Here is a 12,513-nt window from a genome sequence, read left to right on the forward strand (position 1 = left end):
CTTTTGTCGCACTCGCCTGTCGGCTCGTTTGCAAAAGCTGGACCAAAATCGGAAATGCAGGAGCGCGTTCACGGCTGCGGCGGCGCCCCGTCGTACGCCTCCATGTCCTGATAGAAGTTCATCATCGCGAACTTCAACTTCTCGGGCTTGATGTCGAGCATCTCGTCGCGCTCCTCGGCCGGGAAGGTGTCCCGCACGCTGTACTTGCCCATCTCGCCCTTGCTTCTGGCCGTGTATCGCTCGTCCAGCAGCACCCGGACGCCGAAGTCGTCGGGCGACCGGATGACCCGCCCGAGCGCCTGTCTCGTCTTCCGGATCGTCGGAATCTCGACCGCGTACTTCCAGCCGGGGTCCTTGTCGCTGGGCCGGCCGAACGCCTTCCCGTACGCCTGCTGGACCGCCTCTGCTCTATCGTCGAGATGTGGGTAGGGGACGCCGAGGACGGCCACGGTGCGGGCGTCGTCGCCGTCGAAGCTCACGCCCTCGGCGAGGGTGCCCCACAGCGACGTGAGCAGGACGGCGTCGTCGTCGGCCGTGAAGTCCTCGCGGAGCTGGTCCGCGCTGACGCCGGCCTTGTCGAGGTAGACGTTCTGGTGACCCTCCTGTCGCAGGCGTTCGGCGTACCGGGCGGCCTCGGAGTAGTTCGGGGTGAACACGAGCGTGTTGCCGGGGGTGAACCGGGCCACGTCGTGCAGGGTCTCGCCGACCTCCTGCTGGACCGCGGGGTCGTCGCGGGCACTGGCGAACAGCGCCGGCGTCGAGACCGCGTAGGTCCGGCGGCGCTCCGACGGGAACTGGAGCCCGTAGGCCATGTTCACCGGGTTCGTGAGGCCGAGCACGTCCTCGGTGACGTGGAAGGGGCGCAGCGTCGCGCTCATCAGGACGGTCGCGTGGACCTCCTCGAACAGCTCCTTCGTGACCTCCTGCGGGATGCAGGTGTAGAGTTCTGCTCTTCCATAGACCTCGTCGGTGCCCTGGTCGCGCCGGACCGAGGCGACCGGGTGTAACCCTTCGTCGGTACCCTCGCGCATCCACGCGCCGACGAAGGCCGCGGCCTGCAGGGTCTGGCACTCCTGGCGGGTGGTCGCCTCGCCGTTCTTGTACGCCTCCTCGTACTGGTCGTCGAGTTCCTTGCCGAGCATCACCGCCGCCTCCAGGTCGGCCTTGTAGTCCAGCCCGTCGTAGTGCTCCTGGAGGAACGCCATCGTCAGGTCGTCCCGGCCGGAGTCGCTGGCGACCGCCACGTCCTCCCAGTCGTCGCCGACCTGCTCGCGCTCGCCGAAGGAGAACGAGTCCTCGTAGATATCGACGAGCGCGTCGCGGTACGCTCGGAGGACGGTCTCGGCGCGCTCGGCCCGCGCGTCCTCGCTCTCGTCGAGTTCCTCCAGCGCCTGGTCGAGCGTCTGCTCGGTGAGGGTGCGGGTCGCGTGGTCCCGGGCCGCCCCCTCGACGTTGTGCGCCTCGTCGAACACCGTGATGACGTCCTCGGGGTCGCGCCCGAGCCACCGGAAGAACTGCTCGCGGATCATCGGGTCGAGCAGGTGGTGGTAGTTCGCCACCACGAGGTCGATGCCCTCCATGCTCTCCTTGAGCAACTCGTACCCGCACATCGTGCGCTCGTGTGCGTACTCGTACACGTCGTCGGGCGTGCGCACGTCGTCGAACAGCCACTGGTAGAACTCGTCGGTGTTCCCGGTCAGGTTGTTCCGGTAGTGGTCACAGACGTTCTTCTCCTCGCTGATGGCCTGCGCGCGGTCGCTCACCGACTCGAGTTCGTCCACGACCGCCTCGCGGGCCTCGACCGCCTTCTCCTCGCCCTCCTGGGCCGCCGAGAGGAGTTCGCGCTCGCGGTCGCGGAGCTGGGCCGCCTCCATGCGCGCGTCGACCAGTTCCCGGGTGTTGTCCCGCAGCACCTGGCACTCCTCGTAGCCCACGTCGATGTGACACATCGAGGCCTTGCCCTTGAACACCACGGCGCGGATGGGCTCGTGTTTCGTGATGGCGCGCGCCTCCTGGACGAACTGGCGCATCTGCTGGTGGACGTCGGTCGTGATGACGACCGTCTTCTCCGTCTCGCGTGCGTACTCCAGCGCCGGCACCAGCGCCGACAGCGTCTTCCCCGTCCCGCAGGCCCCCTCGAACAGCACGTCCTGGCCCCGTTCGAGCGAGGTGTGGATGCGATCCATCGCCTCGCCCTGGTTCTCGTAGGGCTCGTCGTAGGGGAAGAAGCGGAGATACGCGTTGACCTCGGACACACCGTGTGATTGCCCGTTCTGGGTCAAAAGGGTTCGGCCGCGGGTGCCTTCGACCTTGATGAATTCGGGTGTAGTGATAAGGTAGCATGTACCATAGTTGTCCCTGTCATGCCTGTCCCAGGATACGACCTCGACGACCTCGACGACGACCTGCGCGAGCGCATCGAGGAGAAGAAACTGGAGGAGATACTCACCGACGAGGACCGCCGACGGCTCGAGGAGGGGGAGAGCCTGCTGGACGTCCTCTCGGACGAGAAGATAGAACAGTTGCTTGCCGACGACGACTGATTCTCCCGCCGTTTCAGAGCGATTCGAGCGCCGCGTACGGGTTCAGGAACCCTGCGCCGTAGTACGTCTTGTCGTACCCGTCCGGCACGGACGCCGAGCGTTTGAGGATGCTCTCGACCTGGTTCGCGTTGAGTGTCGGCTCTGCGCTCTTGAGGAGCGCGACCGCACCCGCGACCTGCGGGGCGGCCATTGAGGTGCCTGCGGCCCAGCCGTAGCCGGTGCTCGAATTGAGGTAGTTCCCATCGTCGTCGAAGACAGGCTCAGAGACGGTGCTGAGCACGAGGTCGAGGTGCCAGGGAACGCCAGTCCCGATGGCAGAGAGGTCCGCGTCACCACCGGGTGCTGCCAGCGTGATTGCGTTGGTGCCGTAGTTGGTGTAGAACGACGGGGAGTGTGCGGGCGCTTCCATTCCCTCGTCTCCCCAGCCGAACCCGATGGGTCCGGTTGCGGCCACCGAGAGGGCCTGAGCACCCTCGTTCGGGAGACTGATGAGGTTCTTGTCGTGCTGAAGGTTTGCTGCGTCGTTCCCGGCCGAGATAACGAGGAGCGTGCCCATGCTGTTCGCCCAGGTCATCACGCGGTTGAGCGCTTTCCCGTAGAACTGGCCGAGGGCCTGTCGGGGCACCGGGTAGGCGCCGAGGCTGAGGTTCGCTACGTCGCTCTCGATTTCGGTCGCGTGGGCGATCGCGGCGAGGATATCGGCGAAGCTCGCCAGCGCCTCCGGGGAGAACACGCGGCAGTCGACGAGTTCTGCCTCGGGAGCGACACCGACGACGCCCTCGCTGTTGTTCGCCGTGGCGGCCGCGATGCCGGCGACGTGAGTCCCGTGGTAGCCACCTGCCGGGTTTCCAGCCCCGTAGTCGTCGTCGGTGAAGTTCTTCGAGAGCGTCGTGTTCACCTCGAGGTCTTTGTGGGTCGCGTCGATACCCGAGTCAATGATAGTGACACGCGCTTTCGTACCCGTGCACATCGCGTGAACGTCGGACATTCCCATCGCCTGCTTGTCCCACTGGAGCCCGTACAACGGGTCGTCGTAGCCCGCGACTGCCGCAGGGCCGACGTACTCAGCAGCCGGCTTCGCCAGTTCCAGTTCGATGTCGGGCGCGTACGTCCCGAGCCGGCGAACGTCGCGCTCGCGGCCCTCCACGACCGCGAGCCCGACCTGTGAAAGGTCGTGTACCACGTTCACCGTCCCCAGTCGCGCGTTCGGCTTCAGGTCGACGAGGTAGCGCGTCGCGGATTCACGCGCTGTGACCGTGCCGCCTGCGGCGATGCCACCGAGCACTGCTCCACTGACTGTCAGAAATTCACGTCGGTTGTAACGAGTCATCACCCCGCACCGATGCAGGGTGCCCACTAAGCTAATCACTCGTTCTCTGGGGGTAAGACCGTCCTATATCGGGGGTACGAATGGAATACCTATACCCGAAGGCGGCTACGCTCGTGCCCGGCCGCCGTGTTACACCGCGGGGGAACCCCTGACCTCGGGCTCGATGTAGACCTTCTTGATCTGGCCGTCGTGTGACTGGAGTTCCTTCTCGATGGCCGTGATGGTGTCGTCGATGGCTTCGGTGTCCATCTCGGGGTCGAAGGCCACGTCGGCGGTGACGATGGCGCGGCCGGGGCCGAAGTAGACCGTCCGGAAGTCCTCGACCTTCGTGACGCCGGTGTAGTCGCGGACGATGTCACGGAGCGGGCTCTCGGCGTCCTCGGGGAGGGACTCGCCGAGCAGCAGGCGCTTGTTCTCCCAGGCCAGCGCGATGGCGAAGCCCATCAGCATGAGGCCGATGAGGAACGCGGAGACGGCGTCGTAGATGCCGTTGCCGGTGACCCGCGAGAGGTAGATGCCGACGAGCGCGATGGCGGCACCCGCCAGGGCGATGGCGTCCTCGGTCAGGGCGGTCAGCGTCGTCACGTCACTGGTCTTGCGGAACGCCTCGCGAAAGCCCGACCACTCGTGCTTCTCGATCTGGAGCTTCATCGCCTTGTACGCCTTCGCCAGGGCGTACGTCTCGAAGACGATGGCGCCGATGAGGACCGCGTAGCTCACCCAGATGCCGGGGAACTCGTAGCCGGCGAGGGTGACCATCCCGAGGCTGGGCGGCTTCGGGTGGAGGATAGCGTGGTAGCCGTGCTTGGCGGACTCCCACCCGGCGATACCGAACAGGAGCACGCTGACGAGGAACGCGTAGAAGAACTGCGCCTTCCCGTACCCGAAGGGGTGGCTTCGCGTCGCCTCCTTCCCGGAGTACCGGATGCCGAAGAGGAGGAACACCTGGTTCCCGGTGTCGGAGATGGAGTGGTACGTCTCGGAGAGCATCGCCGGGCTCCCCGTCAGGGTGAACCCGATGAACTTCAGTATCGCGATGGCGCCGTTGGCGATGAGCGCCGCGATGACGACGGACTTGCTTGAGGCCATTAGGTAGGCGCGCGAGGTCCAGCAAAAAAGCGTTTCCGCTACGCAGGCAGGTACTCCCAGGTGCTACCGTCCTCGCCGGGGCCGCTCACGCCGGGGAGCCGGGGGAGTCGCGGGCGCACGAACGACCACCACGCCTCGGCGTCGTCGTAGCCGGCGCGGTACTTGGGGAACACCTCGTGTTTGAACTCGCGGTCGGTGACGGTGCCCTCGTCGGCGAGGTGGTCCCACGCCGCCTGTATCGCGTCGCGCCGCCAGTCGATCATCATCTCGCTCACGCCGGGGACGTCCATCTCCGCGACGGCCTCCTCGACGGCGTCCTCGCGGGCCGTCTCGGGGTCCGCGCTGCTGGCCGTCCCGTGGAGCGACGCCGGCGTGTAGTAGGCCGTCAGCGTCGCCTCACCGTCGGTCAGCTCCTTCGCCCGGAGGTCGCCGGCCTCGGCGAGGCCGTCGAGGATGTCGGCGGCGGCCTCGGGTCCGATGTCCGTCTCGGCGGCGACCTCGGTGGCGGTCCGTGGGGCGGCGTCGTCGAACACGGTGAGGACGACCGCGTCGGCGACGGCCCGGGGTTGTTCCTGGCGCTCGCGCTCTTTCGACATGTGTGCACATACTGGGGGTGGGCCCAAATCCGTTTTTGTCCGACGAAAATCACGTCACCCCTGCGGTCGTAGGACTCGCCATGCTCGTCATCTGCTCTGATTCGCACGCCCGGTCCGGTCACGCCCTCTCTGGACGGACACTGGAGGCGGTCCGGGAAGCCGACCTCGTGGTCCACGCCGGAGATTTCACCACGACGACAGTACTGGACGCGTTCACCGAGGCGGCCGACCGGCTGCTCGCCGTCCACGGGAACGCCGACAACGAGGAGGTACGAGAGCGACTCCCGGGCGCCCGGGTGCTGGAGTACGAGGGCGTCACGGTCGCGGTGACGCACCGGCGCGACGGCGGCGACCTCGGACTGCGGATGTTCGGCCGCGAGCGGGGGGCCGACCTCGTCGTCTCGGGGCACACGCATCGCCCGCGGTTCCTCGAGACGCAGGACGTCTGCCTGCTCAACCCGGGGAGCCACGCCCAGCCGCGAGGGAACCGGCCGGCTCATGCCGAACTCGAGGCGACGGACCAGGGGCTCGCTGGCAGGTTGGTACAGCCCGACGGGACCGTCTTCGAACGGTTCGCGGTCCCGGCGGATGGCGCGCGTGAGGGGCAGCAGTGAAAGCGGGGAGGGCGGCGCGTGACGGGCACGACACCCCAACCCCGGGCGGCTGTGTCATGACGGGTGGAGGGCCGAAGTCCCGGGGTGCACCTGTACGTACAGGGTACCACTCAAAATAGATACCGTAGGCTCAAACGTGTATTTTACCTACGAGGCGTGGAAACGAGCCCTCGCGCGACTACTGGTTCTCGGTGTACCAGTAGGCGAACCCGGCGACGAGGACGATGGCCCCACCCAGGAAGAACGCCAGGCCGGGCGAGACGGCGGCTGCGGCGGTGTCGGCGGCCGTGCTGGCGGCCTGTGTGGTCGTCTCGACGGCCGTCGTCGTCGCGTTGGTCGTGTTGTTCGCGTTGCCGGCGACGGGCTGTGTGCTCGGGCCCGGGGCGGGCGAGCCGGTCGGGCCGCGACCGCCGCCGAAGAAGGCGGCGAGGCCGTCGCCGAGGAACTCCTGGACGGCGGCGGCACCGATTGCGAGCAGCCCGAACGCGCCGAGGAGGCGGGAGAGCGCGGCCTTCAGGCCCGTCGAGTTCTCCTCGGAGCCGGCGAACACCACGAGTGGCTGGTTCGAGGGCGCGTACACCTTCATCTCGCGGCCCTTCGCCGAGTAGGCCGTGTCGACCACCTCGATGATGTCCGCGTCCTCGAGTTTCTCCAGGTGGTACTGTGTGTTCTGGAGGGAGGTGTCGACGGTGTCGGCGAGCTGTGACGGGGTCGCTGGCTCGTCGTGCAGTGCCGTCAGGAGTTTGCGAGCGGTCGACGACGATAACGCCCCGATGAGGTCGTCGGCGTCGTCACTGTCGAGGCCGATGACACGTGGTTCTGCGTCGTCAGCCGCCGACGTGTCCGGAGTGGAGGGCAACAGGTCGGCCATACAGTACGCCTAGTCATCGTTTGGCATGAAGGTTTGTATATGTTCCAGCAGGTCACCCGGCGAAACGCATAAACGGCGGGCTACAGAACCTTCGCGTATGCAGACACCGCTTCCGGCCCAGCTCGGCGGGCTCCTCGAGGACCCGTTCACCCTTCTCGTCGTCGGGTTCCTGCTCGCGCTCATCTTCTTCTTCTACCTGATGTTCCGCAAGACCATGCTCAGTTTCCGCGAGGGCATGGACAAGGGCTCGGGCAAGAAACGCTAGAACCGCCGCCTCTGCCCGATACTACGCGACGCGTGCTCTGACCGCGATACCGTCGGGATCGTCGAACCGGAGTTCGTCGCCGACGGTCTCGACCGACTGGTCCCGCGCCGCGAGCCGGTCGCGAAGCGCCGCCAGCGCGGCCTCGTCGGGGACGACGAGTTCGTACCAGGCCAGCCCGCGGTCCTCGCCCGCGGGCGCGCTTCGCCCGTTCCAGCTGTTCAGCCCGAGGTGGTGGTGGTACCCGCCGGCCGCGACGAATGCCGCGCCGTCGTAGCCGTCGTTCTCCAGCGCGAAGCCGACGCCGTCGACGTAGAAGTCGGTGGCGCGGGCGAGGTCTGCGACCTCCAGGTGGACGTGTCCCACGTCGGTCCCGGCCGGGACGCGGGCGGGCGTTTCGCTCCCCGACTCCCGGGCCCCCGCCAGGTCGTCGAGGTCAAGCGGCAGGGTCCGGATGTCGCGCTGGCCGTCGGCCGTCTCGGCCCACTCCTCGCGCGGCCTGTCGCGGTATATCTCGACGCCGTTGCCCTCCGGGTCGCGGAGGTACAGCGCCTCGCTGACGAGGTGGTCGGACGCGCCCGTCAGGGTGCCATGGTCCCGGACGCGCGCCAGTGCCCCGGCCAGCGCGGGGCGGTCGGGGACTCGGACCGCGAGGTGGAACAGCCCGGCCGCGTCGGCGGGTCGGGCGGGCGCGTCGGGGTCCTCGATGAGCACCACGAGTGCCGCGCCGTCGGCGGCCAGGAGGCGGGCCTCCCCGGCCTGGTCGTCCCGGTCGACGGCGAGGCCGACCACGTCGCGGTAGAACGGGACGGTCGCGTCGAGCGAGCCGACGCGCAGGGCGACCCGGTCGAGGTGGGTCCCGTCGGGCAGGCTGGCGGTCGTGTCCGCGGCGGTATCTGTCACACGAGTATCGACGGAACCGCGGTAGAAACAGGTTGCGGGCGGTGGTGCGCCGGGCGCACACGCTCTCTGCAGAGTCCGGAAGTCGGCTTACAGTACGGAGGCGACGCGGTCGACGGTCGTCTCCATGTCTTCGGCATCGACGTCCCAGTGGGTACAGAAGCGGACCGTCTCCTCGCCGAACTTCGAGCCGATCACGCCGGTCTCCTCGCAGGCCGTGAGGAACCCGTCGGCGTCGACGTCGGCCGCGCTGGTGTCCACCAGCACGATGTTCGTCTCGGGCTCCGGCACGGAGAGGCCCGGCAGCTCGTCGAGGCCGGCGGCGAGCGTTTTCGCGTTCTCGTGGTCCTCGGCGAGGCGCTCGACGTTCCCGAGGGCTTCGAGGCCGGGGCCGGCGACGACGCCGACCTGGCGCATGCCGCCGCCGAACAACTTCCGGTTCCGGCGGGCCGTCGCGATGAACGCCTCGGGGCCGGCGAGGATGGACCCGACCGGCGCGCCCAGCCCCTTCGAGAGGCAGAACATCACGGTGTCGACCGACTCGGTGACCTCGTGGACCGGCACGTCCAGCGCCACCGCGGCGTTGCACACCCGCGCCCCGTCGAGGTGCACTGGGATGTCGAGGTCGTGAGCGGCCTCGGCCGCGGCCGCGATCTTCTCGGGCTCGATGGCGACGCCGCCCTTCGAGTTGTGGGTGTTCTCGAGGCTCAGCAGGCCGGTGCCGGGCCGGTGGGCGTCCTCCTCGACGTAGCCCTCGCGGACCTGCTCCGGCGTGGGGATGCCGCGCTCGCCGCCGTCGAGGGTGCGGACCTGCAGCGAGGAGAGCTGGGCCAGCCCGCCGAGTTCCCACTTGTAGATGTGGCTCTCGCGCTCGACCAGAATCTCCTGGCCGCGCTCGGTGTGGGTGCGCGCCGCGAGCTGGTTGCCCATCGTGCCCGTCGGGACGTAGAGAGCGTCTTCCTTGCCGACGAGGTCGGCCGCTCGCGACTCGAGTTCGTTCACCGTCGGGTCCTCGCCGTAGACGTCGTCGCCCACCTCGGCCGTCTTCGCCGCCTCGCGCATGGCCTCGTCGGGCTTCGTGACTGTATCGCTTCGAAGGTCGATCATGTGTCGCGGGTTCGATTCCGGAGGAGAAATAGGCGGTGGTACAGCCACGGCTCGCCGGTTCGGGGCGGTCGCTCAGAGCGACTTCTCGATGACGTATCCCCAGCGCTCGTAGTCCATCTCCTCGTAGTACTCGTGGACGCCCTCCTTCGCCAGCGGCGAGGCGAGCGCGACGTGTGCGCAGTCCTGCTCGCGCGCCCAGTCCTCGACGAACCTTACGAGGGCACGCCCGTGCCCTGCGCCCCGGTGGGCCTCGTCGACGACGAGGTCGTACAGCCAGGCGTGGCGGTCGTGGTGGAGGACCTGTCGGACGAGCACGCCGGCGACCCCGACCAGTTCCTCGTCGGCGTACTGCCCGAACAGGTGGTAGTCGTCTGCACCGGTCCAGTCGAGCACATCTTTGGGGCGCTCGTCGGCCCAGAGCTGGCGGAGGATGGGGACGGCCTCGCGTCGCTCGGCCTCGGTGGTGAGTTCGCGGATGGGCATGGGCTGGCTTGCCGGGGTGGCGTGATGAAGGTTGGCGGTGGTGTGGGAGTCGGGCTGGTCGGGTGGCGTCGGTTTCGGGTGTGGTTTTCGGCTGTCACGTCGGGCTGACGAGTCCGCTGTCGGTACAGTTCGGAGCAGCCGACTCGCGCTAGCGTCCATGACCGCCACAGCACCGCAGCCACACCCTCCCCAGCCGACTCCCTCCGGAACGCTTCGCGTCCCTCCGGTCGCCCCTCGCACGATGCTGACGGCAGCCACTCGCTCCGCTCGGGACTGCCGTCAGCGCGCGCCACCCGGCTGTTGGGCTTCTGGCCCCCTCGACCCGCCGTGTTTCGCATCGAAAACCGTTTACAATCACTCGGCCGAATACTGGACCATGGACCCACGAGTTCGTGAACACGCCCAGATCGTCGCCAGCCACTCCGCCGAACTCCAGGAGGGGGACAACGTGGTCATCGACGCCCACCCGGTCGCCGAGGACCTCGTCACCGCCCTGTTCGAGGAGTGCGCCGACGTGGACGCGAACCCGCTGGCCATCAGCCAGCGAACCGGGACACGGTTCCGGCGCGCGTACCTGCGCAACAGCGACGGCGAGGACTTCGACCTCCCGAGCCACGAGATGGCCCTGTTCGAGGAGATGGACGTCTACATCGCCATCCGGGCCGGCGCGAACATGACCGAGACGGCCGACGTGGACCCCGAGGTCACCGCCGAGTACGAGAAGGCCCGTCGCCCCCTGCTCGACGAGCGCCTCTCGAAGCGCTGGGTGCTCACGCAGTACCCGGCCGCCGCCAACGCCCAGCTCGCCGAGATGAGCACCGAGGGCTACGAGAACTTCGTCTGGGACGCCGTCAACAAGGACTGGGACGAGCAGGGCGAGTTCCAGCAGCAGATGGTCGAGATCCTCGACCCCGCCGACGAGGTCCGCATCGTCTCCGGCGAGACGACCGACGTGACGATGTCCGTGAAGGGCAACACGACCCTGAACGACACGGGCAAGCGCAACCTCCCCGGCGGCGAGGTGTTCACCGCCCCCGTCCCCGATTCGGTCGAGGGCGAGGTGCTGTTCGACAAGCCGCTGTACCACCAGGGCCGCGAGGTCACCGGCGTCCGCCTCGTCTTCGAGGGCGGCGAGGTCGTCGAGTACGAGGCCGAGAAGAACGAGGAGGTGCTGAAGAACGTGCTGGAGGCCGACGAGGGCGCAAAGCGCCTCGGTGAACTCGGCATCGGGATGAACCGCGACATCGACCAGTTCACCTACAACATGCTGTTCGACGAGAAGATGGGCGACACCGTCCACATGGCCGTGGGGCGTGCCTACGGCGACACCGTCGGCGAGGACAACGAGCAGAACGAGTCGTCGGTCCACGTGGACATGATCGTCGACATGAGCGAGGACTCGTACATCGAGGTCGACGGGGACGTGGTGCAGCGCAACGGGACGTTCAGGTTCGAGGACGGGTTCGAGGAGTAGGGTGATTCGGAGCGAGCGTAGCGAGCGAGAATCACCTATCTGCGAGCGGCGGAGCCGCGAGCAGCAGCGAGAACCTCGTTTCGACCGTTACGACTCCTGTTCTGGCCGTTCGCCCTCTTCTGCCCGGTCGCTCTCGGCTGTCTCGCGAGCCCGCTCGAACATCTCGCCGTGGGTGAGGGCCCCCACGCTGGCGACCGCGACGACGGCGTGCATCAGCACCAGCAGGACGAGCACGCCGGGCCCGACGCCCTCGGCCAGCGTCGGCGCGACGACGAACACCGGCACCAGCGACAGTATCAGCACGAACGAGGCGATGCCGGTCATGAGCCGGTCCGTCTCGGTGACGAGCCGGTCGAGGACGGCGTAGACGACGGTGGCGGCGACTGCGCCGGCGGCAGAGGCCGTGACGACGGAGCCGATGCTCAGCGGGTCGAACCCGACAGGGATGTCGACGAACCGCTGTCCGACGACGAGCAGGAGGGTGTTGACGATGACGGCGAGGCCGGCACCTGTCGCCCCCCGCTCCGCGATGGCGCGGATCGGCTGGACCGACCGCGTCGGCGCGCGAACGGTGGTTGTTCCCATGGCACACTGTACGGTGGCTGGCACGATAACGCTGTTCTGAACCCTCGTCTCACGGGATTCTCCGGTCGGCTGGGGAGCGGAACCGCTCGTTCGGGCTGTCGCGGGGCGAGAACGTCAGGGCAGGACCGGGGGCACCGTCACTCGCGCTGCTCGTACATGACCCGGCCGACGAAGGACTGTTTCACCTCGCCGCCTTCGTCTTTCGTCTCGACGCGGCTCAGGACGAGGCCGACGCCGGGGCGGTAGTCCGCCTGCTTCTCCAGCACCTCCGTCTCGACGTGGAGTTCGTCGCCCGGGCGGGTCGGGTTGGGCCACCGGAGCTCGTCGACGCCGACCGCGCCGAGGGCGGCCGTGTCGGGGAAGATACCCTCGACGAGCAGTCGCATCGTCATCGCGCCGGTGTGCCAGCCGCTGGCGACGAGGCCGCCGAAGAAGGACTGTGCGGCGGCCTCGGCGTCGGTGTGGAACGGCTGCGGGTCGTACTGCTGGCCGAAGTCGGTTATCTCCTCGCCGTCGACGACGTAGCTGCCGTATTCGCGGGTATCACCGACCGAGATGTCCTCGAAGTACTCCATGCGGGACGGTCACGCCGTCGCGACTAAAGTCTCGGTGTCGGTGGCGACACGCGAAAGAAGAACGACCGACTGGCATAACGGACT

The 12,513-nt window shown here is 67.9% G+C and carries 14 protein-coding genes; 4 read left to right on the forward strand and 10 right to left on the reverse strand.

The genetic code is table 11. The annotated features are described in order from the left end of the window. Positions 1-68: 68 nt before the first annotated feature. The gene (locus NOV86_RS10995) at positions 69-2,255 is read right to left on the reverse strand and encodes an ATP-dependent DNA helicase (RefSeq protein ID WP_267641434.1); all 2,187 of its coding nucleotides are present in this window, start codon (positions 2,253-2,255) and stop codon (positions 69-71) included. Positions 2,256-2,363: 108 nt separating this feature from the next. Between NOV86_RS10995 and NOV86_RS11000 the strand changes: the two genes are divergently transcribed. Further along, complete coding sequence (locus tag NOV86_RS11000; RefSeq protein WP_267641435.1) at positions 2,364-2,543, forward strand: DUF8027 family protein; 180 nt, start codon at positions 2,364-2,366, stop codon at positions 2,541-2,543. Positions 2,544-2,556: 13 nt separating this feature from the next. Here NOV86_RS11000 and NOV86_RS11005 read toward each other — a convergent pair whose 3' ends face one another. The 3 genes from NOV86_RS11005 to NOV86_RS11015 form a co-directional block, all read right to left on the reverse strand. Next, complete coding sequence (locus NOV86_RS11005; RefSeq protein ID WP_267641436.1) at positions 2,557-3,873, reverse strand: S8 family peptidase; 1,317 nt, start codon at positions 3,871-3,873, stop codon at positions 2,557-2,559. Between the two features lie 129 nt (positions 3,874-4,002). Further along, a complete protein-coding gene (locus NOV86_RS11010) occupies positions 4,003-4,962 on the reverse strand; it encodes a cation diffusion facilitator family transporter (protein ID WP_267641437.1) in 960 nt (319 codons plus the stop codon). 38 nt (positions 4,963-5,000) lie between these two features. Beyond that, positions 5,001-5,558: a hypothetical protein gene (locus NOV86_RS11015; RefSeq protein ID WP_267641438.1), complete on the reverse strand. Its 558-nt coding sequence runs from the start codon at positions 5,556-5,558 to the stop codon at positions 5,001-5,003. Positions 5,559-5,638: 80 nt separating this feature from the next. On the opposite strand from NOV86_RS11015, the gene NOV86_RS11020 reads away from it, so the two are divergent. Then, positions 5,639-6,172, forward strand: a complete 534-nt coding sequence (locus tag NOV86_RS11020) for a metallophosphoesterase (RefSeq protein WP_267641439.1) — start codon at positions 5,639-5,641, stop codon at positions 6,170-6,172. Between the two features lie 178 nt (positions 6,173-6,350). On the opposite strand, the gene NOV86_RS11025 is transcribed toward NOV86_RS11020, so the two are convergent. After that, the gene (locus NOV86_RS11025) at positions 6,351-7,043 is read right to left on the reverse strand and encodes an ArsR/SmtB family transcription factor (protein WP_267641440.1); all 693 of its coding nucleotides are present in this window, start codon (positions 7,041-7,043) and stop codon (positions 6,351-6,353) included. A gap of 97 nt (positions 7,044-7,140) precedes the next feature. Between NOV86_RS11025 and NOV86_RS11030 the strand changes: the two genes are divergently transcribed. Then, on the forward strand, positions 7,141-7,308 hold the full coding sequence (locus NOV86_RS11030) for a DUF7859 family protein (protein WP_267641442.1): 168 nt from the start codon (positions 7,141-7,143) through the stop codon (positions 7,306-7,308). Between the two features lie 21 nt (positions 7,309-7,329). Here the strand turns inward: NOV86_RS11030 and NOV86_RS11035 are convergent, their stop codons facing one another. The 3 genes from NOV86_RS11035 to NOV86_RS11045 form a co-directional block, all read right to left on the reverse strand. Next, on the reverse strand, positions 7,330-8,208 hold the full coding sequence (locus NOV86_RS11035; RefSeq protein ID WP_267641443.1) for a VOC family protein: 879 nt from the start codon (positions 8,206-8,208) through the stop codon (positions 7,330-7,332). 87 nt (positions 8,209-8,295) lie between these two features. Next, a complete protein-coding gene (locus NOV86_RS11040; RefSeq protein ID WP_267641444.1) occupies positions 8,296-9,312 on the reverse strand; it encodes a threonine aldolase family protein in 1,017 nt (338 codons plus the stop codon). A gap of 72 nt (positions 9,313-9,384) precedes the next feature. Then, positions 9,385-9,795, reverse strand: a complete 411-nt coding sequence (locus NOV86_RS11045) for a GNAT family N-acetyltransferase (protein WP_267641445.1) — start codon at positions 9,793-9,795, stop codon at positions 9,385-9,387. A gap of 376 nt (positions 9,796-10,171) precedes the next feature. Here NOV86_RS11045 and NOV86_RS11050 point away from each other — a divergent pair, with 376 nt between their 5' ends. Next, entirely contained in the window at positions 10,172-11,269 is a 1,098-nt protein-coding gene (locus NOV86_RS11050) for an aminopeptidase (protein WP_267641446.1), read from the forward strand. Positions 11,270-11,356: 87 nt separating this feature from the next. On the opposite strand, the gene NOV86_RS11055 is transcribed toward NOV86_RS11050, so the two are convergent. Both NOV86_RS11055 and NOV86_RS11060 read right to left on the reverse strand, forming a co-directional pair. After that, positions 11,357-11,854, reverse strand: a complete 498-nt coding sequence (locus NOV86_RS11055) for a DUF6069 family protein (RefSeq protein ID WP_267641447.1) — start codon at positions 11,852-11,854, stop codon at positions 11,357-11,359. Between the two features lie 137 nt (positions 11,855-11,991). Next, on the reverse strand, positions 11,992-12,429 hold the full coding sequence (locus tag NOV86_RS11060) for a MaoC family dehydratase (RefSeq protein WP_267641448.1): 438 nt from the start codon (positions 12,427-12,429) through the stop codon (positions 11,992-11,994). Positions 12,430-12,513: the final 84 nt, after the last annotated feature.

This window comes from Haloarchaeobius amylolyticus (assembly GCF_026616195.1).
Taxonomy (GTDB): domain Archaea; phylum Halobacteriota; class Halobacteria; order Halobacteriales; family Natrialbaceae; genus Haloarchaeobius; species Haloarchaeobius amylolyticus.

Excerpts from the sequence above, each read along its gene's own strand:
- NOV86_RS11000 (WP_267641435.1), top strand. The coding sequence starts at position 2,364 with ATGCCTGTCCCAGGATACGACCTCGACGACCTCGACGACGACCTGCGC.
- NOV86_RS11005 (WP_267641436.1), bottom strand. The coding sequence starts at position 3,873 with ATGACTCGTTACAACCGACGTGAATTTCTGACAGTCAGTGGAGCAGTG.
- NOV86_RS11010 (WP_267641437.1), bottom strand. The coding sequence starts at position 4,962 with ATGGCCTCAAGCAAGTCCGTCGTCATCGCGGCGCTCATCGCCAACGGC.
- NOV86_RS11015 (WP_267641438.1), bottom strand. The coding sequence starts at position 5,558 with ATGTCGAAAGAGCGCGAGCGCCAGGAACAACCCCGGGCCGTCGCCGAC.
- NOV86_RS11020 (WP_267641439.1), top strand. The coding sequence starts at position 5,639 with ATGCTCGTCATCTGCTCTGATTCGCACGCCCGGTCCGGTCACGCCCTC.
- NOV86_RS11025 (WP_267641440.1), bottom strand. The coding sequence starts at position 7,043 with ATGGCCGACCTGTTGCCCTCCACTCCGGACACGTCGGCGGCTGACGAC.
- NOV86_RS11030 (WP_267641442.1), top strand. The coding sequence starts at position 7,141 with ATGCAGACACCGCTTCCGGCCCAGCTCGGCGGGCTCCTCGAGGACCCG.
- NOV86_RS11040 (WP_267641444.1), bottom strand. The coding sequence starts at position 9,312 with ATGATCGACCTTCGAAGCGATACAGTCACGAAGCCCGACGAGGCCATG.
- NOV86_RS11045 (WP_267641445.1), bottom strand. The coding sequence starts at position 9,795 with ATGCCCATCCGCGAACTCACCACCGAGGCCGAGCGACGCGAGGCCGTC.
- NOV86_RS11050 (WP_267641446.1), top strand. The coding sequence starts at position 10,172 with ATGGACCCACGAGTTCGTGAACACGCCCAGATCGTCGCCAGCCACTCC.
- NOV86_RS11055 (WP_267641447.1), bottom strand. The coding sequence starts at position 11,854 with ATGGGAACAACCACCGTTCGCGCGCCGACGCGGTCGGTCCAGCCGATC.
- NOV86_RS11060 (WP_267641448.1), bottom strand. The coding sequence starts at position 12,429 with ATGGAGTACTTCGAGGACATCTCGGTCGGTGATACCCGCGAATACGGC.